This is a genomic window from Campylobacter sp., assembly GCF_030528245.1.
In the GTDB taxonomy this organism is placed as follows: Bacteria; Campylobacterota; Campylobacteria; order Campylobacterales; family Campylobacteraceae; genus Campylobacter_D.
In genome coordinates this window covers 2,879-29,727 of record NZ_JAUMZG010000019.1, presented here as the reverse complement: position 1 = coordinate 29,727, position 26,849 = coordinate 2,879, and the positions used below count along the sequence as shown (strand labels likewise).

Genomic DNA, 26,849 nt, shown 5'->3' with positions numbered 1-26,849 from the left:
AATTTTGAGGATTTTTTAGCCCGTCCTTTGAGCGTGAGTCGGGAAATTGCTTTGAGACAGAGAGCTTTTGGGGCGTATAATCTCTCGCCCATCATCATCGTAGAAAGCCTAGAAGCTGGGACTTACGAGCTGGCTGCGAAAAGTGAAATTTACTTTGATGTGCGGGAGAAAATTGTGAGGGAGGGGCTGGGCTGAGGTTGGCTGGGGTGGCCTTGCAAATTTTGCCGGAAATTGGCATTGCGGGGCGACCTTTAAATCCTTCATAAAAGTGGCGTGGAGTTTAGAACTTTTTGGGTGGGGATGGTGCGAAATAAGGCTGCCTTTGAGGGGGCTAGGATGCGGGTTTGGTGTGGGCGAGGGGCCTGTTGAGGGGAGGGTTTTGCAGGGCCCTGCGGGGTGGAGGCGTGAGGCCCTTGCAGGGTGATTTTAGGCGATTTGCAGGATCTTACAAGTCCATGTAGTATTCTTTTGAAATCGCACTTTTGAAGATCTCGATGTTGAATTTCACGCCCTGCGCTTGGATCTTTTGCATCAGCTCCAAAACATCCATCACATTGACCTTAGAGACCTTGTGGTGGGGGGTGAAAATCTTTTCCACTATGGCGAAAAGATAGGCACTTTTGCGCGAATTCTGCGGAGCTAAGTGGGGCTTTTTGAGATGATGCACACCCTCTATGATGTAGGGGTCCGTTTGCCAAGTCCTCATCAAATACTCCAAAAATTCTATGTGATCCATGCCCAAATATTTTTTTTCTATCGCTAGGAGATTGCTAAAATCATTTTCGGCTAACTCATTGTAAAAATCATATTGCAAATCGTTGATGATTAAAACCTGAGAAAAGACGATAATCCCAAGTCTCAAAAGCATAAGTGCGGGTAAAAGCACATGCAGCTTTTTGTCCTCCTTAAAGATCCAGCTGGCGATGAAGTGGATTTCTTTTTGACACTCCTGCAAAAAGGTCTCCCCATCAAGACCATACGGGGACGTATCGCAGAGGCATTTGAGTTTTTGCGCCTTTCGGTTGCCCTTTTCATCCCTTGGCAGGATGTCAAATTTGAAATTCTCCCTGATAAATTCAGCCACAAGGATATTTTTCACCCCACTAGAGCCCAGCAGCGCAAAAATGCGCTCCAAAGAAACATCCACATCAAAATTATAAAGAGGCGAGCGGACACTCTCTAGCAAAACCTCCCTATCGTGCGCGTTGTTTTTCACAAGCTCTAGCATCATTTTGTTGGGCATGTATGAGCCGTGCTGCCTGAGATACTCGTTAAATTTACGCACATTCTCAACCATCGGCGGAAAGGTCTCCACAGCCCTTTTTAAAATATCTTTCATCCACATTTCTCCAAAATTTTAAATTCCTTCAATCATAACAAAAAAAAAAAAAACAAAATTAAATTACAGTAAATGACAAAATCACCATCTTGTTTTTGTGTTTTTGTTTAGCATTTTTTTGTAAAATCCCGCCTTTAAATGCTCTTAAGGTTTATATTGTAATGATAGATGTCACGCAAATCCAAGAAATTCTACCCCACCGCTACCCCTTTTTGCTCGTGGATAAGATCACGCATCTAGAAAAAAGCGTTATCGTCAAGGGCTACAAAAATATCAGCATCAGCGACTACATTTTCACCGGGCATTTTCCCGCCCATCCCATTTATCCGGGCGTTTTGATTTTGGAGGGTATGGCGCAAACGGGGGGTGTTTTGGCCTTTGAAAGCATGGATGAAAAGGTCAATCCTAAGGAAAAAGTGGTCTATTTTACGGGCATCGACGGGGCGAAATTTAGAAACCCCGTGCGCCCGGGCGATAGGCTTGATTATGAAATGAGCGTGGTTAAAAATCGAGGCAACATGTGGGTCTTTGTCGGCAAGGCCTTCGTCGAGGGCGCTTTGGTTTGCGAGGCCGGGCTCAAAGCGATGATAGTGGATAGATGATGCGCAAAATTCATCCCAGTGCGGTGATCGAAGAGGGAGCGATTTTAGGCGATGAGGTCATCATCGAGGCCTACGCTTACATCAGCAAGGAGGCTAAAATCGGCAATGGCGTTACCATCAAGCAGGGTGCAAGAATTTTAGCCGACACCACGATAGGCGATTTTAGCCGCGTGTTTTCTTACGCGATTGTGGGCGACATCCCGCAGGATATTTCTTACAAAGAGGAGCAGAAAACGGGCGTCGTCATCGGTAAAAATTCCATCATTAGAGAATTTGCTACCATTAATTCGGGCACGGCAAAGGGCGATGGTTTCACGCGCATAGGTGATGATGCCTTCATCATGGCCTACTGCCACATTGCGCACGATTGTATCCTGGGCGATAGGGTCATTTTGGCCAATAACGCCACCCTAGCCGGACATGTGGAGCTTGGGAATTTTGTCGTTGTGGGCGGACTCACGCCCATCCATCAGTTCGTCAAAGTGGGCGAGAGTGCGATGGTAGCGGGAGCTTCGGCCCTTTCGCAGGATGTCGTGCCCTTTTGCCTAGCCGAGGGCAATAGGGCTAGCATCAGGAGTCTCAATCTGGTCGGCATCCGCCGTCGCTTTTCTGCCGAGGAGGTGGAGGATTTGAACCGGGCCTATAAAATGTTATTCAGAGCGGGGGATTTGAAGGAGAATGCGAGGGCCTTGTTGGCACAAATTCCTAGCGAAAATGTGGCGAAAATGTGCCGTTTTATTTTGGAGACAAAAAGGGGAATTCCCCTTCATAAAGGCAAAGGATAATGGCAAAAAAGTGTAGTTTTTGTGGGGGGCAAGAAAGCCCACAGAGGAGAATTTTAGCTAACGAGGACGGCCGGGCTCTCATTTGTGAGTATTGCGTTGAGGGTGCTTATAGTATCATTTTTGGCGAGGAGGGCATCGCTAAAGAAAAAGATGCTCCCGATCTTGGCTTTGAGAACATCACGCCCAAGGCCCTCAAGGCCCATCTTGATAAATATGTCATCGGGCAGGAAAGGGCGAAAAAAATTTTCAGTGTGGGCGTTTATAACCACTACAAAAGGCTTTTTAGGGCTGAATTTGAGGGCGATGATACTGAGCTTTCTAAATCCAACATTTTGCTTATAGGTCCTACGGGCAGTGGGAAAACCCTGCTCGCTCAAACCTTGGCGCGATTTTTGAATGTGCCCATCGCCATCTGCGATGCGACCTCTTTGACCGAGGCTGGCTATGTGGGCGAGGATGTGGAAAACATACTCACGCGGCTTTTACAAGCGGCCGAGGGCGATGTGGACCGGGCGCAAAAAGGCATAGTCTTCATCGATGAGATTGATAAAATCGCTAGGATGAGTGAAAATCGCTCCATCACTCGCGATGTAAGTGGTGAGGGCGTGCAGCAAGCCTTGCTAAAAATCATCGAGGGAAGCTTGGTCAATGTCCCTCCAAAGGGCGGCCGAAAGCATCCCAATCAGGACTTCATACAAATCGACACTTCGAATATTTTGTTCGTCTGCGGGGGGGCCTTTGATGGCTTGGAGCCAATTCTCAAACGCAAGCTTGGCGATAAGGTGGTCGGCTTTTTTGACGATGGGAAGGAGCAGGATAAGGCTCTGCTTGAGAAAATCGAGCCCGATGATTTGGTGCATTTTGGTCTCATCCCTGAGCTTATCGGGCGTTTGCATGTGATCGCTTCCTTGGAGGAGCTTGATGAGGACGCTATGGTGCGCATTTTAACCGAGCCTAAAAATGCCATCATCAAGCAGTATCAAAAGCTTTTTGCCATCGATGGGGTGGGGCTTAAATTTGAAGAGGATGCGGTGAGGGAAATCGCCAAACTCGCCCTCAAAAGAAAAACGGGAGCTAGAGGTTTGCGGAGTATCATTGAGGAATTGATGATGGATTTGATGTTTGAGCTTCCTGAGTATAGGGATTATGACATCATCATCACAAAAGAGGTGCTTTGCGAGGGCGCAAAAGCTCTATTTATAAAAAAACAAATCAGCTAAAAGGGACGCGAATGATATTGGACCAACTCATAGGATTTTTTTCAAGCGATATGGGAATCGACTTAGGCACGGCTAATACTTTGGTTTTAGTTAAAGATAAGGGTATAGTGATTAATGAGCCTTCTGTTGTGGCTGTGGAGCGTGAAAGATACGGCTCTAAGGCTAAAATTTTGGCTGTGGGCAAGGAAGCCAAAGAGATGGTGGGTAAGACCCCGGGCAATATTGAAGCGATCCGTCCGATGAAGGATGGCGTGATAGCCGATTTTGACATGACCGAAAAGATGATCCGCTATTTCATCGAAAAAACGCATCGCAGGAAGAGCTTTTTGCGCCCTAGGATTATCATTTCTGTGCCCTACGGCCTCACTCAGGTGGAGAGAAAGGCGGTGCGTGAAAGTGCGCTAAGTGCCGGGGCGCGGGAGGTGTTTTTGATCGAAGAGCCTATGGCGGCGGCGATCGGGGCGAATTTACCCATACAGGAGCCTAAGGGGAATTTGGTCGTGGATATCGGTGGTGGAACGACAGAGATAGGGGTGATTTCTCTCGGGGGGCTTGTGATTTCAAAGTCCATACGCACCGCTGGCGATAAACTTGATATGAGTATAGTTAATTATGTCAAAGAAAAATATAATCTCATCATCGGTGAGCGCACGGGCGAGGAGGTGAAAATCACTATCGGCTCTGCCATACAACTGCCCAAAGAGCTTTCTATGGTGGTTAAGGGGCGCGACCAAGTGAGCGGGCTTTTGAGCCGCATTGAGCTTACGAGCGAGGATGTGCGGGAAGCGATGAGAGAGCATTTGAAAGAAATAGCCGATGCGCTTAAAATGGTGCTTGAGATGATGCCGCCTGATTTGGCGAGTGATATAGTCGAAAATGGTGTGGTTTTGACGGGTGGGGGCGCTTTGATAAGGGGGCTGGATAAGTGCTTGAGTGAGATCGTGCGTTTGCCCGTTTATGTAGCTGATGAGCCGCTTTTGGCAGTGGCTAGGGGTACGGGAAAGGCTTTGGAGGAGATTTCGTTACTACACCAGCTAACCAATGAAGAATAAAATTTTTTATGTCTTAATCTTAGCTTTTTTGATTTTCGTTTCTTTTTACTATGGAGGGGTGATTAAAAAAAATGTCCTTTTTGTTAATGATTTTGTCTTGAAAAATTTATACGACTTTAAGGACTATTTGAGCGATGCTGTTTCAAAGCATTTTGACCAAGCGCGACAGATTGAAATTTTGAGAAAGCAAAATCAAGAACTTGATGAAATCCGCATTATGACAAGAATTTTTGCCGACAATGTCAATAAGCTTTTGGAGGATAAAAATTCCACGCAGTATTTCCCCAGTATAGCCCTGACAAGAGCTATTTCTTATGTCAATATCAGCGATTATAAGAGGGTTTGGTTGGATGATTTGAAAACGAGCGATAAAAATCGCGGACTCATCCATAAGGGCTACACTGCAGGCATTGCCGTGGCGAAGGATGGCAGGACTATGGCGCTTTTGCAGGGGGATGAGGATTGCATTTTTTCCATCCACATCGGCGAGGAGAAATTTCCGGGCCTCATCCACGGAGAAAACGGCAGGATCGTCGCTAAATTCATCCCCAAGTGGGCGAAAGTAAAAGTGGGCGATGTGGTGCTGACAAGCGGGCTGGATAATGTCTTTTTTGCGGGAGTTCCTGTGGGCGAGGTGGAGGAAATTCGTAACGAGGAGATGTATCAAAGTGCGAGCATCAGACCCTACTCTAGGCTACACATCCCATCCTATCTCTACATCATAGAAAAGTCTTATTGAGCATTGATTACAAATTTACCCATAAAATTTTTATTAGGATTAAAACAGCCTCCAGCCATTTACCTTTTGTAACAAAATAAAATTTTCAAACCTTGAAAATGTGTGATCGGTATGGATGATATTAAGCTTTATTTTTTAGAATGTTCATAGATTTTAACGCAAGGAGCTTTTCATCATGAGTAAGAATTATGAGCAAAGTTATCAGGAGTCTTTGGCCAATCCCGAAAAATTTTGGGCAGAAGCGGCGAAAAAAGTCCACTGGTACAATGAGTGGGATAGAGTGCTTGATGATAGCGATGGGCATTATAGGTGGTTTGTTGGAGGCTGTATGAACACCTGTTACAACGCCCTAGACCTGCACATACACAATGGCAGAGGCGATAAAATTGCCCTCATATACGATTCTCCCGTAACCGACACGAAGAAAAAATACACCTACAAGCAGCTAAGAGACAGGGTGGCTAAGGTCGCTGGAATTTTAGCCAACAAAGGCGTGGTGAAGGGCGATAGAGTGGTCATTTATATGCCGATGATTCCTGAGGCCGTCATCGCCATGCTCGCTTGTGCCAGACTCGGGGCCATTCATAGCGTGGTTTTTGGGGGATTTGCCGCTCATGAGCTTGCGACAAGGATAGAGGACGCCAAGCCTCGCGTGGTGATGAGTGCGAGTTGTGGCATCGAGGTGAGTAATATCATAGAATACAAGCCCATTTTGGACGAGGCCATCAAAAAATCTCAGCACAAGCCCACAACTTGCATCATTTGGCAAAGACCACAATGCAAGGCCAATATGCTCCCTTGGCGGGATGTTGATTGGGAGAGTGAGGAGGCGCTCACTAGGGGCGTTGATCCTGTGCCCGTCTTAGCCACCGATCCCCTTTACATACTCTACACTTCGGGGACAACGGGCCAACCAAAAGGCGTCATCCGCTCCAATGGAGGGCATTCTGTCGCGATGAAATGGTCGATGGATAATATCTACAACGCAAAAGAGGGCTCGGTATTTTTCACCGCCTCGGATGTGGGCTGGGTCGTGGGACACTCCTATATCGTTTATGGTCCCTTGATGAATGGTTGCACGACCATCGTTTATGAGGGCAAACCCGTCCGCACTCCAAACCCTTCGGCGTTTTGGAGAATCATTAATGATTATAAGGTCAATGTGCTTTTTTCTGCCCCCACGGCCTTTAGAGCTATCAAAAAAGAGGATCCCAAGGCCGAGTGGGCGAAAAAATTCAAACTCGAAAGCCTGCAGGCCATCTTTGTCGCAGGAGAGCGCTGCGATAGCGATACCTTAAAATGGATACAAAAAATCACAAAAAAACCCGTCATAGACAATTGGTGGCAGACAGAAACGGGCTGGGCCATAGCGGCCAATCCTCTCGGCCTTGAGCCCATGCCTGTCAAGCCGGGTAGTCCCACAAAACCCATGCCGGGCTTTAATCTTAAAGTTCTGGACGAAAATGGCAAGGAGCTCAAGGCTGGGCAAAAGGGAATTCTTTGCATCAAATTGCCCCTGCCGCCCGCCTGTCTTATGGGAATTTGGGAAAACGATGAACGCTACCGCAAGAGTTATTTGGATCAGTTTCCGGGCTATTACCTCACCGGCGATACGGGCTACATTGACAAACAGGGCTATGTTTATGTTTTGGGTCGTATGGACGGGATCATCAATGTCGCCGGGCATCGTTTATCCACGGGTGAGATGGAGGAGATCATTTCCAAGCATCCTGATGTGGCAGAGTGCGCTGTGATAGGGGTTAATGACGCGCTCAAGGGCGAAATTCCTATGGGCTTTGTCGTGCTAAAAAGCGGCATCGAGAGGGATCATCGAGGCATCGTTGAGGGGGTTGTGGCCTTGGTGAGGCAAGAAATCGGCGCGGTGGCTTCTTTTAAAATCGCGACCGTTGTTGAGGCCCTGCCAAAAACCAGAAGCGGCAAAATTTTGCGTAAAAATTTGCGGGAGATAGCAGACGGCGCGCCCTTGGTAGTGCCTGCAACCATAGAGGATGAGAGGGTTTTGGAGCATTGCAAAAAGGCCATCGAAGCCTTAGGCTATCCCCAAAAAGGAAAAGAAAAATGAGCGCGGGGAGAAAATTTAGAGATTTGGTGAGAGAAAATTCTCCCTTGGTGATAGTCGGCGCGGTCAATGCCTATTCAGCCCTGCAAGCGAGCAGGGTGGGGCACAAGGCGCTCTATCTTTCTGGCAGCGGGGTGGCGAGCGCGAGCTATGGTTTGCCCGATCTTGGCATCATAGCGCTCGAGGAGGTCTGCATCGATGCGAGGCGCATCACTTCGCGGGTCGATACACCCCTACTTGTGGATGCGGATACGGGCTTTGGCGGGGCCTTCAACATCGCCAGAACGGTCAAGGAACTGACCCGTGCTGGGGTTGCGGCCATGCACATTGAGGATCAGGTCGCGCAAAAAAGATGCGGCCATCGTCCTAATAAAGAGCTTGTGAGCATTGAGGAAATGTGCGATAGGATCAAGGCGGCTATGGACGCTAAGATCGATAGCGAATTTGTCGTGATGGCGCGCACGGATGCGCATGCGATTGAGGGACAGCAGAGGGCTATCGATAGGGCTTTGGCCTATGTGGAGGCTGGGGCGGAGATGATTTTTGCTGAGGCTGTGCATGGTTTGGAGGAGTATGCGGAATTTGTGAAAAATGTGAAAGTGCCCATTTTGGCGAACATTACGGAATTTGGCAAGACGCCCTATTTCAGTCAGGATGAGCTAAAAGATGTGGGAATTTCTATGGTTTTATACCCGCTTTCAGCGAACAGAGCGATGAATAAGGCGGCTTTGGAGGTCTATGAGAGCATACTTGAAAAGGGGCATCAAAGGGATGTGCTGGGCTTGATGCAGACGCGAGAGGAGCTTTATGAGATGCTTGATTATTACAGCTATGAGAAAAAACTGGACGATTTGTTTCAAAGGAGCGTTAAATGAGCGTGAGCGAAGCGCGTAAGAAAACGGGAGGCTTGGCAGGAGTGGTGGCCGGAGAGAGTGCGATTTGCACCTGTGGGCTTGGAAATGGCTTGAATTACTACGGATACAGCATCGAGGATTTGGCCGAGAATGCCGAATTTGAAGAGGTGGCCTATTTGTTGCAGTTTGGCTCACTACCTCAAAAAGACGCACTGGACGCGTATAAGCAAAAAATCATCGCCCAGAGGGAACTCAGCCCAGCCCTTAAAAATATCTTAAAATCCATACCCAAGGATGTCCATCCTATGAATTTGATGCAAACGGCCGTGTCCGCTTTGGGCACTTTGGAGGGTGAGAGGGAGGATTTTTCCGATCAGGATGAAAAGATCATCAGGCTTTTGGGAATCCTACCCTCCATCCTTTGCTATTGGCATCATCATGCGCATTTTGGCAGGGAGATCGACTTTGCATCGGGGCAGGAGAGCATAGCGGGGTATTTTTTAGAAAAGCTCAAGCTTGAAAGCCCTCAAGATGAATTTGTCAAAGCCATGCAATGCTCGCTCATTTTATACGCCGAGCATGAATTCAACGCCTCCACCTTCACAGCGAGGATTTGCGCCTCCACCAAGAGCGATATTTTTTCCAGCGTGGCAGCAGCCATTGGGGCGCTCAGGGGTCCCTTGCACGGCGGGGCGAATGAGGCGGCGATGCACTTGATTGAGAGTTTTTCCAGTGTCGAGGAGGCCATCAAGGGCGTGGATGAAAAGCTAGCGAAAAAAGAGCTTTTGATGGGCTTTGGGCACAGGATTTACGGACTTGGAGGTGATCCGCGCAATGCTTTGATTAAAATTTGGAGCCAAAGGCTTGGAGGCGATAATGTGCTTTTTAAAATCAGTGAGGCCATTGAAAATTTGATGAAAGAAAGGCGCCCGACCCTTCCGCCAAATGCCGATTTTTACAGCGCTTCAGCCTACCATTTTATGGGCATTCCCACGCCTTATTTCACACCCATTTTCATCATGAGTAGGGTGAGCGGATGGTGCGCGCACATCAAGGAGCAAAGAGCTAACAATAAGCTCATCCGCCCAAGTAGTGAGTATGTGGGGCCCAAACCTCGCGCCTTTGTGAAAATTGAAGAAAGATAAAGGATACAAGATGGCAAATATGGGAATTTTGGAGGCGAAGAGACCTGAATTTGACGCACTTTTGACGCAAATCGCGCGCTATGTGGATGCGTATGAGATCACCAGTGAGCTGGCCTTGGAAACGGCGCGGTATTGTTTGATGGATACCCTAGCTTGTGGGCTTTTGGCGCTTAAATACCCCGCCTGCACCAAGCTTTTGGGGCCCAGTGTCGAGGGGGCGGAATTTAAGCCCTTGGGCGCTAAGGTGCCCGGCACTTCTTACCAGCTTGAGCCTGTGAGGGCGGCTTTCAATGTGGGCGCTATGGTGAGGTGGCTTGATTTTAACGACACTTGGCTAGCCGCTGAGTGGGGGCATCCCAGTGATAATTTGGGAGCCATCTGGGCGGTGGCTGATTATGTGAGTCGCAGGAATTTAAGCCAAGCCAAGCCCCCACTGAAAGTGCTTTGCGTGCTTAAGGCCATGATAAAGGCCCATGAAATTCAGGGAATTTTAGCCCTGAAAAACTGCTTCAATGCCGTGGGACTTGATCATGTTTTGCTGGTGCGCATCGCCTCCACGGCGGTGGCGGCCAAGCTTTTGGGCTGTGATTTTGAGGAAATCCGCAATGCCATCTCTCATGCCTTCATTGACGGAGGAGCGCTGAGGACCTACCGCCACGCACCCAACACAGGAAGCCGCAAAAGCTGGGCCGCAGGTGATGCCTCGAGCAGGGGAGTGGATCTCGCCCTGAAGGCCAAAACGGGAGAAATGGGCTATCCTTCGGCTTTGAGCGCTAAATTTTGGGGCTTTGAGGATGTGAAGATGCGGGGGAGCAAACTTGCTGTGGAGCAGGAATTTGCCAGTTATGTGATGGAAAATGTGCTTTTTAAAATCTCCTTCCCGGCTGAATTTCACGCACAAACCGCCGTGGAAGCGGCCTTGAGCCTACATGATGAAGTGAAAAATCGCCTTGATGCGGTGGAGAAAATCATCATCACAACGCAAGAATCCGGCCATCGCATCATCAATAAAGTGGGCGAGCTGGCCAATCCTGCCGATAGGGACCACTGCATCCAGTATATGGTGGCTGTGCCTTTGATTTTTGGGCGTTTGGTGGCGGATGATTATGAGGATGCGGTGGCGCGTGATGCGAGGATCGATGCGCTGCGCGCCAAGATGATCGTCGAGGTGGATGAGCGCTATACGAGGGAGTATTTGGAAAGCGACAAGCGAAGCATAGCCAACGCGGTGCAGATTTTTTTCAAGGACGGCACGAGCACGAGGAAGGTGGAGGTGGAGTATCCTGTGGGGCACAGGAGGCGCAGGGAGGATGGCATACCTTTGCTTTTGGAAAAATTTAAGACCCACATAGCCACGCGCCTAAGCCCTAAGCAATGCGAGAAAATTCTAGCCCTTTGCGCGGATCAAAAGGCCTTAGAGCAAACGCCTTTCAACGAATTTAGCGATTTGTTCTGGCTAGGCTGAGGGCATCTTTTGGGGCTGCTTTTGGATGCGGCCTCTCTTTTTTAAAACCCCCTCTTTTTTAAACCTTCCACCGCTCCTAAAAACTATGAATTATAATTTTTGCAGCATTCTTGTCTCGATCACATTGGGGTGTATCGCGCTAAATTTATTGCAGAGTCCTTAAGTTGGCGGGCGTGAATTTGGCTTGCGCTGGGACTATTTTCGCTCGCTAATCTTGCTGGATTTAATATCAACTCGTATCATTTAAGAATTTAAGCTTAAAAAATTCAAACGGCCTCATACCATGGTCACATCCTCTTCCTCACTCCCCCCTATCTTCTCAAACCATCCCCTCATCCTACCTCCCCTTCACTCCAACCCACCTCCTCACCCCCCCCATTGAAACGAAACTTTGCTATCATTGCGTCTTGATCACTCCAGCAGGAAAAACCATGCCAAAACGAAGCGATATAAAGACCATTTTACTCATAGGAAGCGGCCCCATTGTCATCGGGCAGGCTTGTGAATTTGACTACTCGGGCACTCAGGCGACCAAAACCCTCAAAGAGCTAGGCTACCGCGTGGTTTTGATCAACTCCAATCCCGCGACCATCATGACCGACCCTGAATTTGCCGATGCGACTTATATTGAGCCTATTACAAAAGAAAGCATTTTAAGCATACTTAAAAAAGAAAAAATTGACGCTATTTTACCGACTATGGGCGGTCAAGTTGCCTTAAATGTCGCGATGGAAGTCTATGAAAGCGGACTTTTGGACGGGGTGGAATTTCTAGGCGCTAGGCCTGAGGCTATCAAAAAGGGCGAGGATCGGCAGATTTTCAAAGAAAGCATGAAAAAGATCGGCATGGATCTGCCCCGCTCTGCCTACGCGTATGATTACGAAGAGGCCTTAAAAGCGGTCGATGAGATAGGCTTTCCTTTGATGATACGCGCTTCTTACACGCTTGGAGGGGCAGGCAGCGGCGTGGTGTATAACCTAGACGAGTTTAGAGATCTAGCCCAGCAGGCCCTTGCGCTCAGTCCCATCGGCGAAATTTTGATTGAAGAAAGTTTGCTCGGCTGGAAAGAGTATGAAATGGAGGTTATACGCGATAAATTTGACAACTGCATCATCGTCTGCAGCATTGAGAATTTAGACCCCATGGGCGTGCATACGGGAGATAGCATCACCATAGCCCCCGCCCTGACCCTCACGGATAAAGAATATCAAGTGATGCGTAATGCTTCTTTTGCCATCTTGCGCGAGATAGGTGTAGATACTGGTGGTTCTAATGTGCAATTTGCTATTAATCCACAAAATGGTCGCATGATCGTCATAGAAATGAACCCTCGCGTTTCTCGCTCCTCCGCCCTTGCAAGTAAGGCCACAGGCTATCCCATCGCTAAGGTTGCCACGCTTTTAGCTGTGGGCTTTAGCCTTGATGAGATTAAAAACGACATCACAGGCACTCCCGCTTCTTTTGAACCTGCGCTTGATTATATTGTTACAAAAATTCCGCGTTTTACCTTTGAAAAATTTCCTGGTTCTAATGAAATTTTAGGCACGGCGATGAAAAGTGTGGGTGAGGTTATGGCGATAGGGCGCACTTTTAAGGAGAGTTTGCAAAAGGCACTTTGCTCACTTGAGAGAAATTATAGTGGGCTTGATAGGATTAAATTTGAGGATAAAAACGAGCTTATTTTTAAGATAAGAAATGCAAATGAAAAGAGGCTTTTATATCTAGGCGAGGCTTACAGGCAGGGCTTTAGCACGGAGGAGCTTTATGAGCTTTGTAGGGTGGATAGGTGGTTTTTAGAGCAAATTAGAGAGCTTGTGGAATTTGAAAAACGCATTGATATGGATATTTTAAGCGACAAAGTGCTTTTAAGAAAGGCTAAAACTATGGGCTTTTCGGATAAGAAAATCGCCGCTTTAGTCAATGAAAAGGATAATTTAGAGCTTTCACAAAATGATATTTACTATGCAAGGATAAAGCATAAAATCATTGCCGAATTTAGCGAGGTCGATACTTGTGCGGGTGAGTTTGAAGCGCTTACGCCTTATCTTTACTCAAGCATTAATGCTAGCGAGCTTACGCAAAGTAAAAACGAGGCTAGGGATAAAAAAGAGAAAAAAGTTCTTATTATAGGCGGAGGACCTAACCGCATTGGGCAGGGTATTGAATTTGACTATGCTTGTGTGCATGCGTCTTTTGCGCTTAAGGATTTGGGCGTGAAAACCTTGATGTATAATTGTAATCCAGAAACCGTTTCAACCGATTATGACACGAGTGATGTTTTATATTTTGAGCCGATTGATTTCGAGCATTTAAGAGCTGTGATTGAGAGAGAAAAACCTGACGGCGTGATAGTGCATTTTGGGGGGCAAACTCCGCTTAAATTTGCCAAACGCCTGAGCGCCTTTGGAGCGAGGATCATTGGCACGAGTGCGCGGGTGATCGATAGGGCTGAGGATAGGGAAAAATTTGCGAAATTTTGCGAGGAGCTGGGCATAATCCAGCCTAGAAATGCCAGCGCTTCCAGCCTCCAAGAAGCTCTAGCTAAGGCAAAAGAAATAGGCTATCCCGTTTTGGTGCGCCCCAGCTATGTCCTAGGCGGGCGGGCGATGCGTGTGGTCGGCGATGAAAATGAGCTGACGCTTTACATGCAAGAAGCGGTGGATGTGAGCGGGAACTGCCCCGTTTTGATCGATGAATTTTTAGACAATGCCACCGAGCTTGATGTCGATGCGATAAGTGATGGTAAAGAGGTCTATGTGGCGGGGATTATGGAGCATATCGAGGAGGCTGGAATTCACTCAGGTGATAGCGCTTGCATGCTGCCGCCTTGTAATATCGATGAAAAAACGCAAGGGCTCATCCGTGAAAAAACAGCCGATATCGCCTTAAATTTAGGTGTTAAAGGGCTTTTAAACATCCAGTTTGCTCTGCATGAAAATAGGCTTTTTATGATAGAGGTCAATCCCCGTGCTAGCCGCACCGTGCCCTTTGTGAGTAAGGCTAGCGGCGTGCCTTTGGCTAAGGTGGCTACGCGTGTGATGTGGCGAGGGGATTTGCGCGAGGCCTTGAAATTTTACGATAAATTTGAGGCGGTGGATTTTAGCGGTAAAATTTTGCGCCCCAAGAAGCGCTCTCATGTGAGCGTCAAGGAGGCGGTGTTTCCTTTTGCTAAGCTTAGTGGGAGTGATTTAGAGCTAGGACCAGAGATGAAATCCACAGGCGAGGTGATGGGGGTGAGTGAGGATTTTGCCAATTCTTACGCGAAGAGTCAAATCGCTGCTTTTAATCCTCTGCCTGAGGGTGGGGTGGTTTTCATTTCCTTAAAGGATGGGGACAAAAAACACGCCGCGCAAATCGCTACAAAGTATCACAAACTGGGCTTTAAACTGGTCGCGACGGGGGGCACTTGCAGGGAAATTTTAGCAGCAGGCCTTGAGTGCGCGCAGGTGTATAAGATTTCTGAGGGGCGGCCTAATGTGGAGGATATGCTAAAAAATGGGCAAATTCAACTTGTCATCAACACCAGCGATAGCCATAGCTTCAAGGGCGATACGAAGAAAATTCGCGAAAATATCATGCGCTTTAAGATTCCTTATTTTACAAATTTGCGATCGGCTTTGGCGGGGGCCAAAAGCATCAAAGCGATGCAGGAGGGGAGCTATTTGAAGCTGAGAAGTTTGCAGGAGTGGCTTAGGGGCTGATGCAAAATCATCTTGGTAGGGAAGCGACCATCAATCTGGGGAGCTTTTACACGCCCGATTTTCTTGTCGATGAAGTTTATGGATTGTTGGAAAAGTGGGTGGGCGATTTGGGGACTTATGTTTTTGGATAGCTCTTGTGGGTATGGGGATTTTTTCGTTAAAAATTTAAATTATGTGGGTGCGGATATTGATGAGGTAGCACTTGAGAAAAATTAAAATTGCAAATGCAATGGAAGATCTCAGTCGGTGAGTCGCAAATGTGGGATTTATGCTGTAAAATCAGAAAGTGAATAAACTAAATAAACTCAATTTTAAACCATAAATCATAATCAAAAAACAAGAAACATAAGAAAAAATTTGGCCAAAGTTTTGCTTGAGGCAATGAGAAAGCTGCATGAAAAAAATAAGGGCTGGCAGGGTGGAGAGTCCAAAAATCAGCATCACAAAAGCGCCCTCCAAAACACTCCCCCGGCTCATCGCGCTGGCTAAAAAAAAATACACCAAGCCGCAGGGCACAAAGCCATTGCAAAAGCCTAAAATCAAAGCGGATCTAAGGCCTTTTAGCGTGAGAAATTTTTTCATTATCCCCTTGAAAAAGGCGTCAAAAAGGATATTTTTTTCCAAAAAAAACAAAAATTTCCCCCTAAAAGCCAGGGCCAGGGCCAAAAGCACCATAAAAATGCCCAAGATGAAAAGAAAAAGGCTTTGAATTTTGGCATTGAGCGCGAGGATGCTTCCAAGCCCTCCGCAAATCACCCCCCAAAAAACATAAGCCACCACGCGCATCAAATGATAAGCAAGGCTGAAAAAAATGGGATTTTTGCTAGCAGAATGCAGGCGCATGAAGGCTAGATTAAAGCCTCCGCACATCGCGTAACAATGGCTAAAACTCGACAAAAAAGCCACCGCAACGATGGTCAAAAGGTCCTCAAAATTCACATCAATTTCGCAAATTCTGCAAAAATATACTTGCTTTCGTGCGGGCCTGAGGAGCTTTCTGGATGATGCTGCACAGAAATGATAGGATAGTCCTTATAGCGCACACCCTCAACATTATCGCCAAATAAATTACGATGGGTGATGTGAGCGATTTGACTGAGCTCTTCTGGGACATTGTAATTGTGATTTTGCGCGGTGATTTCTACTTTTTTGCTCTCCAAATTGATCACGGGATGGTTGGCTCCGTGCTGCCCAAATTTCATCTTATAAGTCTCATAACCAAAGGCATTGCTTAAAAGCTGATGTCCCAAACAAATGCCCAAAATAGGAATTTTCACCTCGATAAGCTTTTTGATTTCATTGATTTCTCGCCTTAAAATTCTGGGCTCACCCGGGCCGTTTGAAAGAAAGACGCCGTGAATTTCGCCCCTTTGATAAAGAGCGATCAAATCCTCCGCCGGGGTATCATGCGGGAAAACTTCCACGCAAAGTCCCGCACTGACAAGCTCGTTGAGGATGTTGCGCTTGACGCCATAATCGATCACGGCGACCTTTTTCGCACTCTTTTTGCCCCTCGGATACGCTCCGTTGCTCCAAGCCCCTCGCTCGTGCTTGTAGGGCACTTTGGTCGAAACCTCCCTGACGCAATTTAGCTCCTCCATCCTCGCGCTCGAGTCAAGCCTCTCCTTGAGCGCGTCCTTGCTTGAAATTTCAGTTGAAATCACCGCTCTAAGATTGCCCTCATCGCGTATGAGCTGGACCAAAAAGCGCGTGTCGATATTGTGAATTCCTATTTTTCCATGTTTTTGCATGTATTCTTGCAGGCTGCACTCGGCTCTAAAATTTGAAAACGAGGCACTGAGCCTACGCATCAAAATCCCACTGGCAAAAACCCCCCGACTCTCCTCATCATCGTCATTAGTCCCCACAATGCCAATTTCTGGCATGGAAAATACAATGAATTGCCCCGCATAGGAGGGATCAGAAATGATCTCCTGATAGCCGCTCATCGAGGTATTGAAAACAAGCTCCCCAAAAAAGGTCCCCGCAGAGCCGAAAGCCTCCGCACTGAGAAAAATGTCGTTTTCCAAATAAACATAGGCCCTCATCAAAACATACCCTTTTTACGCAGCTCCTCTTGATAGAGCTTTTCAAAAATCAGCTCATACTCCTCACTGCCGGGCACGGGCTTGCTTTTATAATTGCTGATCTTGTCATACACCGCATCCTCGATACCCTCATAAATTTTCAGATAAGCCTCAATGCTTGAAAAAATAAGATTCTTCACCCTATTTTCACTGACGATGAAATTGATACAATCCTCTTCGACAAGCTTGCCTAAAATTTGATGCGCGAGGTGGTTGTGTCTGTCCTCTTTGTCAAAAATCACGCCATATTCACCGGCCAATTTCCGCTTGACAAGCCAAAACATACTCTTCCTATCCACCTGCATGAGCTCCATCTCATCCTCTTGCTTTTCAAGCAGCTCTTTCGCCCTCTCATCGAGCCTTTTTTCATTGGCCAAATCTTGCTCTAAAATTTCTTTGACGCAGTCGCGAAGTTTTTCAAGCTGGTCTTTGATTTCTACGAAGGAGGCATTCGCAATGTCAAGCACGATTTTGTTGGTGATGTAGGGAACATGGGGTGATTTGATACGCATCGTAAGCCTTTATTTTTATCACAATCATAACGCATTTTGAGTAAAAACGCTAACGCACAATCATTAAAAATTCAAAGTGCGGCATAATTTAAATGTCTTAATGCTATAAAAAATTGTGAAGATTATAAAAATCAATTTTTAGCAAAATCAAAATTCAATCCATTTGGCTCCATTGTTGTCTCTATAAAATTTTATTGACCGACAAAATGGCATTAAAAATACAACTCCAATTTTGCAAGAGCTTTTCTGGCTTGTTTTAGCGGATTTTGATTTTTTTATTTTTTGAAAGTTTGAAAATTTTTGAAGGCTTTGCGGCGTGAAAATGCTCATCGATGACGATTCCGCCGCTTTTTAAGATGGCTTGCTTTGCCCATTTTTCATTAAAATTCTCCCCGTGTGAATTGGCAGAGCTTGAGTAAAGCCAGCCCTTTTGGGCTAAAAATTTAGCGTGTTTGCCCCATTTTACTACGCGGATGGCCTTAGCGTTAGGATAGATAAAGGTCGTTTTTTGAGCCCTTCTCACGTAGTTTTTAAATTTGCGTGGCACTCGTGCTAGGGTCAAAAGCTCACTCAAATAAGCCGTAGCGATGAGGCAGGGTGTGTTCTCGGGTCTATTTTTGAGGCGGTTGATGGCTTTAAAGTCCTTGCTTAAAAATCCCGCAGTGGTGTCTGTTTGTGCGAGGTAAATCATAAATCCTCCTTAAAATAAACTCATTTTACCCGGCGACTTCAAATCGCAAATTTTATTTTTGATTTTCTCCTGTTGGCAAGGCATGGCCACATCTGTGTCGGCGGGGCATTGTTGTGTAAGTGTTTTCGGTGTTTTGTTTGAAAAATGGTATTTTCAATACAAAAGAGGCAAAGCATGGAATTATGGGCATTAGCGGCTAAATAAGGGCGTTATTTGCGACAAGCTGACGGGCTTTTTGCCATTCAAATCAAAAAGCGGCCCCATCGATGCAGCGGGAGGATTTGGGTTTGCGCGCCGCGGCTAGCTCAAGCAAAGCGGGCGCTGAGAAGTGGAGCCCTTAAGGCCCGCTCGATGTTTTGCCGTGGAAACTTGAGGTTTTGGCTCACAGGTGTGGTCTCAACTTAGGATTTTCGTTTTTGAGGTGAGGGGGGCTCGGCCCCGCTTGTGTAAATTAGTTCATTTCTTGTTAAGGGGAAAAAATGGTAATTAAGCAAAATCTAGAAAAAGATTTTTTGATTGTCAGCAGGATTTTAATGCGCGATCGTGCGCTGAGTTACAAGGCCAAAGCCTTGGCAGCGTTTTTAAGCAGCCTGCCGACTGACTGGGTGATTTATACTAAATGGGTCTCCGTGGAGCTTGGCATGTGCATGAGGGAGGTGCAGCGGTGTTTAAAGGAGCTTTGCGATTTGGGTTATATCGAAAAATTTCAAGAAATTGACGAGAAAACTAAGAAATTCACAAAGGGCTGGTCAGTGATTTTTTTAGATAAAGAGGAGCCAAATGAGGGTGCGATCGTGCGCGCGGATGATGAGGTCTTTATTGAATTTAAAGAATATGAAAAAGAGCTATCAAAAGCCGAAAAAATGGAGACTTTGGAAATGGAAGAGGCTATTAGTGAGGATTTGAAGGCCTTAGATCAAATCCAAAGCCCAGAAAATCGTGCGTCAAATCAGACGACTAAATCACGCTTGACGGTTTTAAGTCGCACATATATAAGAAGAGATTTATTAGATAATAATAAATCATACCTATTGGCAAAAAAATCGAACAATCGATTTTTAATTTTTGAGAGGGCGAGGAATAAGCTTGCGGGCATTGACCTTGAGGGTAGAAATTTCAACAAGGAGGAGCGGGAGAAAATAAAAGAATGGCTAATTTACAAGGCACAAAAAGTCGGCAAACGACTGACGCAAAAAAGCAAAGAATACCAAATCAACAAAATGCAAAGGTTCAAAGAGGCTGGGGTGGATATTATATCCACGATTAATAAAAGCATCGAGGAGGGTTGGGCTGGATTGTTTCCGGTTAAAAAGCCGCTTCATGGTGAAAGACAACAGCAGCTATTGAAGTCCAAAGCAAACAAGAGCATTAAAGAGCGGGAACAGTTGCTCGCTTATTTTGACACTAAGAGCGGAAATGGGACTAAATTTTGGTAAGGCATAAAATGGCAAAAAACATGCACTACGAAACCAAAAAGGTTGCAAAGCAAAGAAGTACGACATTTTACCTTTCAAGGGAAATTTTAAGACTTTTAAGAGAGATAGCGGATTTTGAAAATACAAGCATAAGTATTATTGTGGAAAGGAGTTTAAAATATGCAAGGTGTGGAGATTTCAAAAAGGCCGGCCGGATTAAAAAAAAGACAGCGCTTCATGCTGACCGTAAGCGCAAATTTACAAATCAAAATAGAAAGCAAAAGGGAAAAAATTTCACAAAATCAATATTTGACGAATAGCATTGTGGAATTTTTAAGAGCCTACAGGGCTGAGAACATATTTTTTTACGAAATGAGGCCAAAATGAGACGGCGCAAGTTTTTGGAGTATGTTTTGGACTCGACAGGCTATCTTAAAGAAACGGAAAGGATGCTTATCGCTGATTTTATCAGCGAAATTAATGAGAGTTTTACCGACGAGCTTTTAAAAGAAATTTTAAAAGACGATGGGACTTTAAATTTAAAAAAGCTGGTCAAGCTTTACGAAAGGCTTTTAATCATCGAAAGTACAAGGCTAGCCCAAAAAACGACCCTGAAACTAAAGACCTCCGAGCGCTATGCTTACGATCACTTTGAGTTACTCAAGGCCTTTTATTTTATGAAGCTTAAAAGCGGCAAAATTCTCAAGGAGCCTACATGCAAAGCGTGATTATCCGATCCCTTTTGGAATTTCCAAATAGTATTGTTAATTTTGAGGAGGCTATGCCTTTAAAGTATTTCGACGTAGGCTACCGGAAACTTTTGGAAAAAATCAAAACGCTGGAGAAGATAAGCTATGCGGCCTTTCGCGCCGCCTTAAGCGATGTGGAATTAAAAAGCCAAGAGTTTGCCAAAATATCCAGCGCCATACCTGAAGCGGACTTTTTGGAATACGAAAGGCCTTTAAAAAAGGAGTTTGCCCTCAAGGAGCAGGAGCATGTGGCGCAATTACTTTTAAAAGCGGCCAAAGAAAAGAGGATTATCGACCTTGAGAATTTGGGCGACTTTGCGAGCGAAACTAGTGGTAGCAATTTCCTAAGCTTTGAGGACTGGGAGCGTCTTTATGATGAGCGCGGAGAGCCGGAAAAGATACCGACCGGCATTGACTTTTTAGATCAGGCCTTGGACGGGGGCTTTACCTTGGGCAGCCTTGTTTTAATGGGTGGTGATAGCGAAATGGGAAAAACCTCCCTCTGCCTTCAGTTTTTGGAGGGATTATCACAAAAAAGTAAGGTCGGATTTTTTTGCTTTGAATTTACCATTTGGGACTATGTGAAGCGAAAGAAGGACAGTGTGGCCTTGAATAAAAAGAACATGATCATCCTTAACGATGAATATGACATTAAGGACATCGAGCGCAACATTAAAATTTTAACCAAAAGAGGCGTCAAGGCCTTTTTAATCGACAGCCAAATGAGGGTCGGAAACTCAGGCAAAGGTGAAAACATGGAGGAGAAGCAGACTCAGAAATTTAGCACTTTGGCTAAGCTTTGTCATAGGCTTGACATAGTTATTCTGATGATTTACCAGACGAGCAAGGGCGATCGGGAGAGTCCCTTTGGCAGCAAAATAGCCAGCTATGAAGCCAGCGTCATTATGCGTCTTGAGAAGGTGGAAATTCAGCCGGATGATATCAAAAATAAAAACAAGCCCTTTCATCCAGAGCGGCGAATTTTTGTGATGCAGAAAAACAAAATCACAGGCCGGCATTTTAGCGAGGAGGTTGCGTTCAATCCAAAAACGCAGACTTTTAAAGGCCTTTATTTTGACACAAAAAAAGAGCTTGAGGTGGATATGGAGGAGGTGAGGGATACACTGAATATAAACGATGAGCCTTTTTAAATTCTTAGCATTAAACATACAAAAAAAAGGAAAGTAAAATGCTAGACATGGAGAGCATAAAAAGCCGCATTGATATTGTTCGGCTTGTGGAGCATTTTTTGCCTCTTAAAAAGGAGGGTGTTTTTTTTAAGGCTAATTGTCCCTTTCACAGCGAGCGCACTGCTTCTTTTGTTGTCAATCCAAATAAAGGCCTTTGGCATTGTTTTGGGTGCAACAAGGGCGGTGATGCGATTAAATTCGTACAAGCGTTTAAAAATCTAGGCTTTAAGGAAGCCCTCGAGGAGATCGGCCGGCTTGAGGGCATAGAGATCAACACGGGCAAGCCCTCTTCCAAAGCAGAATTTACATTTTTAAACGACCTGAACGAGTTTTTTAAAAGCAACATGCAAGAGAACATTCGTCAGTATTGTTACAGACGGGGGCTGGGGGATGATGATGTGTCTTATTTTGATGTGGGTTATACGGGTGATGTGGATAGACTGGTGCATTTTTTGAGGGCGAGAGGTTATTTGGACTTGGCGCGGCGCCTTGGCTACATCAAGGAAAAAGATGGAAAAATTTATTCCATCTTCGCACGCAGGCTTTCCTTTTGCATTAAGGATCATCTGGGAAGGCCGCGCGGATTTTCAGCCAGAGAGCTTATCAATGGAACCAAGCTTGGCAAATATGTTAATTCATTTAAGAGCGATTTTTTTGATAAATCAAGCCTGCTTTTTAACTTTGACAAGGCCAGAGAGTATGCGAGAATTCAAAAGCGACTTTTACTTTGTGAGGGCTTTTTTGATGCGATCGCTCTGCACAAAAGCGGCTTTAAAAACACGGCCGCCATTTGCGGAACAGCCTTTTCCATCCAGCATTTAAGCCTGATTCAAAGGCAAAACATCGAAGGCCTGAGGCTTGTTTTTGTCCCGGATAAAGATGCGGCGGGGCTTGACGGGGCAGCACGAGCCCTGCGACTTTGCTTTGAACAGGGTTTTTTTGACCTCGAGGTGGCCCTTTGTAAAAAGAAGGTAAAGGACGTTGGGGAATTTTTAAAGAAATTTCCCGGCGAAAGCCTTAAGGATCATTTGCATTATTATGACGGGCTTGAGTTTTATATTAAACAACGTATAAACGCGGCCGCGGATGCTAATGCTAAATTTAAAATTTTTAAAGAGCTTTCAAGCATATTCAATGGACTCGAGAATTTTTTTTTAAGGGACGAGCTTTTTAAAAAACTTTCGTTTTATTTGGACATTGACCCGGCGCAGGCTAAAAAAAACGAAAATTTTAACCCGCCCCGAAGAACCCCCTTAACCCCCCCTGCGGACAGGCTAGTCATGCAAATCATCCACGCCGCGTCAAATGATGATGAATACAGGGAGCGGGTTATGTTTTATGCGGGGGCTTATTTGGGAAAATTTAAAGCCATGCTCAGCGGCGATGGAAATTTAACGAGCCTTGAGTGTAACCCAAATTTTGAGCCCTTAGCCAAAGACAAGCAAAACGCGGCCTTAAGAGCCTTAGTCTTAAGAGGCCTTTACATGGACCTAAAAGCCGCGCAAAGCTGTGAGCAAAAAGTGGCCTTGAGCGCTAAAATTTACAAGCTAAGAAATGGAGAGTATTGATGGGATTATTATCCAGCTTAAAGAAACGCCGCCGCCGCTTTGAAACCCAGACCATGCAGCGTTTTGATGAAATCAGCCAAAAGTATGGGCTGAATTTAAACCCGGATGATTATCGTTACATCGCGCAGGCCTTGGCCAAAGCCAAAGTCAAGCGCCGCGGGCTCTTTGGGGGTTTTGGGATTTTGGACCTTGTTTTTTCGATAGCCAGCATTTTCACGGGCGGGGCCTTGGGCGCCGCGGCCTTCCTAGGAACCAACATGCTAACGAGTAAAAACGCCAAAAAAGCCCAAAATTTAGCTTACCAAACCCAGACCCTGCAGCGAAAAATAGCATGGCAAAAAGCCCTCAATGACAAGGCCGAGGAGGGTGAGGGGTTTTTTTTAAGGAATTTGCAGGCCTATCCGGCCTATGCAAATGGGGCCATTTTCAAGCGCGGCGCGGCGGGTAGTCAGAGCTTTGCACCCTCAAGCGCCTTTGATGTAACCAAGGGTCTAAGTGGCCAAATCAAAACCGAGTCAATCGATGAAATGCTAACCGGCAGGGGACACTTCACAGCGGCCGGAAATGCGGGCTATATGCAGGGGGTTGGGGAGGGCTACATCGATGCGGAAAGCGGCGGGCTTGATGCGGATGAGCTAAAAGAGAGCCTTTTTCATCAAGCCGCGCAGAAACATGAAAGAATTTTAAGAGGCTTTGTCGAGCTAGCCGCCGCGGGCTTTGATTTTTGCGGCACGGCTAATGAGCATTTTCAGAGGGTGGTCGAAGAAGTCGTTTGTCCATCTTTGCGACAAATTTGCACGCTTGATTTTTTAGAGAAAAACAAGAATTATAACAAGGCCTTGAGGCTTGAGATCCCGCTGCATTTAAGCGCGCTCACTCAAAGCAAAAAACTGGACAAAGCAGAGCGCGAGGGCTTGTTAAAATCCAGTGATAGATTTAAGGCGGCGATTGAGCGGGATTTGCAAAGCTTTAAGCGCCATCATGGCGAAATTTCCACAGCCCGGCTGGAGGTGCAGCGGGCTGAGTTTGAACGGGCGCTTTTGGAGGAAGAAAGAGGCCTTTATAATGATCGCTTTTACATCCAAAAAAGCCGGCTTTTTAGCCTTGAGGAGAAGCAGGAGAACTACAGGGAAATGGTGGAGACTAAGGTGTCGCTATTTTTACAAAAGGTTGGGCGAGTGTTTTATTATGAGGACGAGCGGGCGCTTAATAACGCGCAGCTTTTGGGCGATCAGTTTTTTTACACGACCGATCTTAAGTGGACGATAAAGCATTACAAGAGTATGGAGGAGGTTTTTGCGCAGCTTTATGGAGAGGGGGAGAATAGCATTGTGGAATTTTACGAGGATTATGTTTTAAAGAATTTTGCAGAGCTTGAGTTTTACAGCGGGGTTCGCAAAAAAGCTTTTTGGATTGAGCTGGATGGAAAACGCTGGATAAAAATCGTTAATGATGTGAGCGAAATTTTAGAGCCGCTTTATAGGGGGTTTTAATACTTGCTAAGCTTAAATTTTCGTCATTTAAAAACAAATACACAAAAAGATGGTGAAAACGAAGCAATAAGAAAGGGATTTTTCTAAATTTTTAAGCCTTTATTTTTAGGACAGGATATTTTAAAATTCTTTCACGCCTTAGGCAATTCTCCTTTTTGCATAGGGCGACTAATGGGCGATGTTGGGTTTTCTCCTTTTTCCTTTTATAAAATTTTGCGCCCATTACAATCCGCTTAGGAGGCCTTGTCTATGCTTTCCATCAACGAACTTAAAGAAATTTATTGCATAGACCTAAGAAAAGATGAAAAGAGCTTTTGGGAGTATAGGCAGGCCTTGCGTTATTATCACGGTGATCAAATCGACCCGGTAAATTTACGTACGATTTTAGAGCGCCGGCAAAGCCCCGTCATCGAAAACATTTTTAAACTTATCATTAATAAAATCGTAGGCTACAAGGCCCAAAGTATTGCCGAGATCAAAGTGAGCGGCCGTCAGCAGGAGGATGCAGCGACGGCTATGCTTATCAATGACATTTTAAAAGTGTTTAGCGAGGATGTTGGATACAACAAAGAGATCATTAAGCGAGACAAGAGCCTTATTTTTGGCATGGGGGTGTGTGAGCTTTGGATCGAGCAGGATGATGAGGGAGATTTTTTTCTAAGCCTTAAAAGCCTTGAGCCCACTAGCTTTTTAATCGATGCTTACAGCGAGGACTTAAATGCCCTAGACGCCCGCCGCTTCCACAAAAAAAGCAATGTTGATTTAGAACAAATCACGCAAAAATTTAAAACAGAGCCCTTTGTCAAGAGCGGCAGTAGTATCGACAAGCGCTGCATCTTGATCGAGAGCTGGATCAAGGAGGGGAACCATTATGCCCGCTATATTTGGCAGGATGAGGGTATTTTAAGCTATGAGCCAAAGCCCTTTAAAGATGGTTCACATCCCTTTATCGTTTCAAAATACAACATTGACGCAGAGGGGACTTGGTATGGACTTTTTAGGGACATCAAGCCCCTGCAGGATTACATCAATTATAGCGAGAATAAAATGATGAACATGATCGGCACGCTTAAGGCCTTTTTTGAGGAGGACGCTGTTTTGGAGACAGAGGAGTTTATCCATCAGGCTAGCCTTGATAATGCAGTGGTGAAGGTTAAAAGCGGCGCCCTGCGCGATAATAAATTAAAATTTGTCGAGCATCACAACGACATCGCTACCATTTCACGTAAGGCGAATGAAAAGCGGCAACTGGCCAAGCTTATCAGCGGGCTTAATGACGAGGCGCTGGGAATATCTAATGCTAGAATGAGTAACGAGGCGATCACGCAGCGCCGGGAGGCGGGCCTCATGGGGCTTCAAGAGTATTTGAACGCTTGTGATAGCATGGATAGGCTTATCTTTAAAAAGGCTATTGATTATATCAGCCTTTATTTTACGAAACAACAGGCCTTTAAAATCACAGACGCACGGGTGGGCGAGCGATATTTTAGCATCAATGAAAACGAGGATAATAGAATAAGGGTAGGGAAATTTGACCTTTCTTATAAGTCGCAGATTAAGATGCAAAGCAATGACGAAAAACTCGCCTCTTGGGCGGAGATTATTAAAAGCTTTTCACACGACCCAGCCTTGATGAGTGAAATGATGCTGCTCATGCTAAAAGACATGCAAAGCGCACAGGCAGCCGATCTGCTTGAGCTTATCGAGCGAAAGCGACAAGAAGTCGCGCAGCAGGGTGAGAGTGTGGAAATGCAAATTCATCAGGAGAATTTACGACTCGAGCTTGAAAAGAAAAAGGCCGAAATTTTAGAGCTTCAGGCTAAGACAAAAAAATACTCTTCGCAGGGAGATTTGGCACGGGGGGTGGCTATTAATCAAACAGTGCAAAACGAAGCCCTTTTAAACGGCGAGGATGTGAAGGGTGGGAACGACTCGATGCAAAAGGGTGGGATTGATTTGCGTTAAAAATAAGGATTAAAATGAATTTTTCTTTTGATTTTGAGGCTTACGAAAAAACTGGGCGGGATAAAAAAGCGGCCGTTGATTATCTTAGAGGCCTTAATTCTAGCGCGGATTTTGCAAAGCTAGAGCAAGAGTATGGTGGGGATGATGAGGCGATATTTGAAGTCTTGAAGGTGGCAAATTTTAGCTATTCAAAAGCC

Annotated in this window: 24 protein-coding genes and 1 pseudogene; 20 read left to right on the top strand and 5 right to left on the bottom strand. The window is 45.8% G+C overall.

Annotated features, from left to right (window positions below):
- A pseudogene (locus Q4A73_RS04735) lies at positions 1 to 195 on the top strand (diacylglucosamine hydrolase like protein); the annotation flags it as partial.
- A gap of 250 nt (positions 196 to 445) precedes the next feature.
- On the opposite strand, the gene Q4A73_RS04730 reads toward Q4A73_RS04735, so the two are convergent.
- Entirely contained in the window at positions 446 to 1,339 is an 894-nt protein-coding gene (locus Q4A73_RS04730) for a hypothetical protein (protein ID WP_303206290.1), read from the bottom strand.
- A gap of 161 nt (positions 1,340 to 1,500) precedes the next feature.
- Between Q4A73_RS04730 and fabZ the strand changes: the two genes are divergently transcribed.
- From fabZ to Q4A73_RS04675, 11 genes are all read left to right on the top strand, one after another.
- The gene (gene fabZ, locus Q4A73_RS04725; RefSeq protein WP_303206289.1) at positions 1,501 to 1,941 is read left to right on the top strand and encodes a 3-hydroxyacyl-ACP dehydratase FabZ; all 441 of its coding nucleotides are present in this window, start codon (positions 1,501 to 1,503) and stop codon (positions 1,939 to 1,941) included.
- Positions 1,941 to 2,726: an acyl-ACP--UDP-N-acetylglucosamine O-acyltransferase gene (lpxA, locus tag Q4A73_RS04720; RefSeq protein WP_303206292.1), complete on the top strand. Its 786-nt coding sequence runs from the start codon at positions 1,941 to 1,943 to the stop codon at positions 2,724 to 2,726. Before fabZ ends, lpxA begins: the two co-directional genes overlap by 1 nt.
- Positions 2,726 to 3,946 (top strand): ATP-dependent Clp protease ATP-binding subunit ClpX, encoded by a 1,221-nt coding sequence (gene clpX / locus Q4A73_RS04715; RefSeq protein WP_303206288.1) that lies wholly within the window; start codon positions 2,726 to 2,728, stop codon positions 3,944 to 3,946. The genes lpxA and clpX overlap by 1 nt, the downstream gene beginning before the upstream one ends.
- Positions 3,947 to 3,957: 11 nt before the next feature.
- Positions 3,958 to 4,998, top strand: a complete 1,041-nt coding sequence (locus tag Q4A73_RS04710; RefSeq protein WP_303206287.1) for a rod shape-determining protein — start codon at positions 3,958 to 3,960, stop codon at positions 4,996 to 4,998.
- A complete protein-coding gene (mreC, locus tag Q4A73_RS04705) occupies positions 4,988 to 5,737 on the top strand; it encodes a rod shape-determining protein MreC (protein ID WP_303206286.1) in 750 nt (249 codons plus the stop codon). The genes Q4A73_RS04710 and mreC overlap by 11 nt, the downstream gene beginning before the upstream one ends.
- Before the next feature lie 175 nt (positions 5,738 to 5,912).
- Positions 5,913 to 7,820 carry a propionyl-CoA synthetase gene (locus tag Q4A73_RS04700; RefSeq protein WP_303206285.1) on the top strand — a complete coding sequence of 636 codons (1,908 nt, stop codon included), beginning with the start codon at positions 5,913 to 5,915 and terminating at the stop codon, positions 7,818 to 7,820.
- Positions 7,817 to 8,692, top strand: coding sequence for a methylisocitrate lyase (gene prpB, locus Q4A73_RS04695; RefSeq protein WP_303206284.1), 876 nt, complete (start codon positions 7,817 to 7,819; stop codon positions 8,690 to 8,692). Before Q4A73_RS04700 ends, prpB begins: the two co-directional genes overlap by 4 nt.
- Positions 8,689 to 9,816, top strand: a complete 1,128-nt coding sequence (locus tag Q4A73_RS04690) for a citrate/2-methylcitrate synthase (RefSeq protein WP_303206283.1) — start codon at positions 8,689 to 8,691, stop codon at positions 9,814 to 9,816. Before prpB ends, Q4A73_RS04690 begins: the two co-directional genes overlap by 4 nt.
- 10 nt (positions 9,817 to 9,826) lie before the next feature.
- Positions 9,827 to 11,281 (top strand): 2-methylcitrate dehydratase, encoded by a 1,455-nt coding sequence (gene prpD / locus Q4A73_RS04685; RefSeq protein ID WP_303206282.1) that lies wholly within the window; start codon positions 9,827 to 9,829, stop codon positions 11,279 to 11,281.
- Positions 11,282 to 11,712: 431 nt separating this feature from the next.
- Positions 11,713 to 14,982, top strand: a complete 3,270-nt coding sequence (carB, locus tag Q4A73_RS04680) for a carbamoyl-phosphate synthase large subunit (RefSeq protein ID WP_303206281.1) — start codon at positions 11,713 to 11,715, stop codon at positions 14,980 to 14,982.
- Positions 14,982 to 15,113, top strand: a complete 132-nt coding sequence (locus tag Q4A73_RS04675) for a hypothetical protein (protein ID WP_303206280.1) — start codon at positions 14,982 to 14,984, stop codon at positions 15,111 to 15,113. Before carB ends, Q4A73_RS04675 begins: the two co-directional genes overlap by 1 nt.
- A gap of 148 nt (positions 15,114 to 15,261) precedes the next feature.
- On the opposite strand, the gene Q4A73_RS04670 is transcribed toward Q4A73_RS04675, so the two are convergent.
- The 4 genes from Q4A73_RS04670 to Q4A73_RS04655 form a co-directional block, all read right to left on the bottom strand.
- On the bottom strand, positions 15,262 to 15,936 hold the full coding sequence (locus Q4A73_RS04670; protein WP_303206291.1) for a sulfite exporter TauE/SafE family protein: 675 nt from the start codon (positions 15,934 to 15,936) through the stop codon (positions 15,262 to 15,264).
- Complete coding sequence (gene carA, locus Q4A73_RS04665; protein ID WP_303206279.1) at positions 15,918 to 17,030, bottom strand: glutamine-hydrolyzing carbamoyl-phosphate synthase small subunit; 1,113 nt, start codon at positions 17,028 to 17,030, stop codon at positions 15,918 to 15,920. Before carA ends, Q4A73_RS04670 begins: the two co-directional genes overlap by 19 nt.
- Positions 17,030 to 17,581, bottom strand: a complete 552-nt coding sequence (locus tag Q4A73_RS04660) for a DUF507 family protein (RefSeq protein WP_303206278.1) — start codon at positions 17,579 to 17,581, stop codon at positions 17,030 to 17,032. The genes carA and Q4A73_RS04660 overlap by 1 nt, the downstream gene beginning before the upstream one ends.
- Before the next feature lie 256 nt (positions 17,582 to 17,837).
- Entirely contained in the window at positions 17,838 to 18,272 is a 435-nt protein-coding gene (locus tag Q4A73_RS04655) for a Sua5 YciO YrdC YwlC family protein (RefSeq protein ID WP_303206277.1), read from the bottom strand.
- Positions 18,273 to 19,024: 752 nt separating this feature from the next.
- Here Q4A73_RS04655 and Q4A73_RS04650 point away from each other — a divergent pair.
- The 8 genes from Q4A73_RS04650 to Q4A73_RS04615 all read left to right on the top strand — a co-directional run.
- The gene (locus tag Q4A73_RS04650) at positions 19,025 to 19,708 is read left to right on the top strand and encodes a hypothetical protein (protein ID WP_303206276.1); all 684 of its coding nucleotides are present in this window, start codon (positions 19,025 to 19,027) and stop codon (positions 19,706 to 19,708) included.
- 8 nt (positions 19,709 to 19,716) lie between these two features.
- The gene (locus Q4A73_RS04645; RefSeq protein WP_303206275.1) at positions 19,717 to 20,007 is read left to right on the top strand and encodes a hypothetical protein; all 291 of its coding nucleotides are present in this window, start codon (positions 19,717 to 19,719) and stop codon (positions 20,005 to 20,007) included.
- 63 nt (positions 20,008 to 20,070) lie between these two features.
- Positions 20,071 to 20,415: a hypothetical protein gene (locus tag Q4A73_RS04640; protein ID WP_303206274.1), complete on the top strand. Its 345-nt coding sequence runs from the start codon at positions 20,071 to 20,073 to the stop codon at positions 20,413 to 20,415.
- Positions 20,403 to 21,587, top strand: a complete 1,185-nt coding sequence (locus Q4A73_RS04635) for an ATPase domain-containing protein (RefSeq protein ID WP_303206273.1) — start codon at positions 20,403 to 20,405, stop codon at positions 21,585 to 21,587. Before Q4A73_RS04640 ends, Q4A73_RS04635 begins: the two co-directional genes overlap by 13 nt.
- A gap of 38 nt (positions 21,588 to 21,625) precedes the next feature.
- Positions 21,626 to 23,194, top strand: coding sequence for a DNA primase (dnaG, locus tag Q4A73_RS04630; RefSeq protein WP_303206272.1), 1,569 nt, complete (start codon positions 21,626 to 21,628; stop codon positions 23,192 to 23,194).
- Positions 23,194 to 24,687: a hypothetical protein gene (locus tag Q4A73_RS04625; RefSeq protein WP_303206271.1), complete on the top strand. Its 1,494-nt coding sequence runs from the start codon at positions 23,194 to 23,196 to the stop codon at positions 24,685 to 24,687. Before dnaG ends, Q4A73_RS04625 begins: the two co-directional genes overlap by 1 nt.
- A gap of 243 nt (positions 24,688 to 24,930) precedes the next feature.
- On the top strand, positions 24,931 to 26,652 hold the full coding sequence (locus tag Q4A73_RS04620; protein WP_303206270.1) for a portal protein: 1,722 nt from the start codon (positions 24,931 to 24,933) through the stop codon (positions 26,650 to 26,652).
- A 14-nt stretch (positions 26,653 to 26,666) separates the two neighbouring features.
- The coding region (locus Q4A73_RS04615) for a hypothetical protein (protein WP_303206269.1) at positions 26,667 to 26,849 on the top strand (183 nt) is incomplete at its 3' end.

Bases quoted from the DNA above. Each gene is read 5' to 3' on its own strand.
- Q4A73_RS04730 (WP_303206290.1), bottom strand. From the start codon at position 1,339: ATGAAAGATATTTTAAAAAGGGCTGTGGAGACCTTTCCGCCGATGGTT.
- fabZ (WP_303206289.1), top strand. From the start codon at position 1,501: ATGATAGATGTCACGCAAATCCAAGAAATTCTACCCCACCGCTACCCC.
- lpxA (WP_303206292.1), top strand. From the start codon at position 1,941: ATGCGCAAAATTCATCCCAGTGCGGTGATCGAAGAGGGAGCGATTTTA.
- clpX (WP_303206288.1), top strand. From the start codon at position 2,726: ATGGCAAAAAAGTGTAGTTTTTGTGGGGGGCAAGAAAGCCCACAGAGG.
- Q4A73_RS04710 (WP_303206287.1), top strand. From the start codon at position 3,958: ATGATATTGGACCAACTCATAGGATTTTTTTCAAGCGATATGGGAATC.
- mreC (WP_303206286.1), top strand. From the start codon at position 4,988: ATGAAGAATAAAATTTTTTATGTCTTAATCTTAGCTTTTTTGATTTTC.
- Q4A73_RS04700 (WP_303206285.1), top strand. From the start codon at position 5,913: ATGAGTAAGAATTATGAGCAAAGTTATCAGGAGTCTTTGGCCAATCCC.
- prpB (WP_303206284.1), top strand. From the start codon at position 7,817: ATGAGCGCGGGGAGAAAATTTAGAGATTTGGTGAGAGAAAATTCTCCC.
- Q4A73_RS04690 (WP_303206283.1), top strand. From the start codon at position 8,689: ATGAGCGTGAGCGAAGCGCGTAAGAAAACGGGAGGCTTGGCAGGAGTG.
- prpD (WP_303206282.1), top strand. From the start codon at position 9,827: ATGGCAAATATGGGAATTTTGGAGGCGAAGAGACCTGAATTTGACGCA.
- carB (WP_303206281.1), top strand. From the start codon at position 11,713: ATGCCAAAACGAAGCGATATAAAGACCATTTTACTCATAGGAAGCGGC.
- Q4A73_RS04675 (WP_303206280.1), top strand. From the start codon at position 14,982: ATGCAAAATCATCTTGGTAGGGAAGCGACCATCAATCTGGGGAGCTTT.
- carA (WP_303206279.1), bottom strand. From the start codon at position 17,030: ATGAGGGCCTATGTTTATTTGGAAAACGACATTTTTCTCAGTGCGGAG.
- Q4A73_RS04660 (WP_303206278.1), bottom strand. From the start codon at position 17,581: ATGCGTATCAAATCACCCCATGTTCCCTACATCACCAACAAAATCGTG.
- Q4A73_RS04655 (WP_303206277.1), bottom strand. From the start codon at position 18,272: ATGATTTACCTCGCACAAACAGACACCACTGCGGGATTTTTAAGCAAG.
- Q4A73_RS04645 (WP_303206275.1), top strand. From the start codon at position 19,717: ATGGCAAAAAACATGCACTACGAAACCAAAAAGGTTGCAAAGCAAAGA.
- Q4A73_RS04640 (WP_303206274.1), top strand. From the start codon at position 20,071: ATGAGACGGCGCAAGTTTTTGGAGTATGTTTTGGACTCGACAGGCTAT.
- Q4A73_RS04635 (WP_303206273.1), top strand. From the start codon at position 20,403: ATGCAAAGCGTGATTATCCGATCCCTTTTGGAATTTCCAAATAGTATT.
- dnaG (WP_303206272.1), top strand. From the start codon at position 21,626: ATGCTAGACATGGAGAGCATAAAAAGCCGCATTGATATTGTTCGGCTT.
- Q4A73_RS04625 (WP_303206271.1), top strand. From the start codon at position 23,194: ATGGGATTATTATCCAGCTTAAAGAAACGCCGCCGCCGCTTTGAAACC.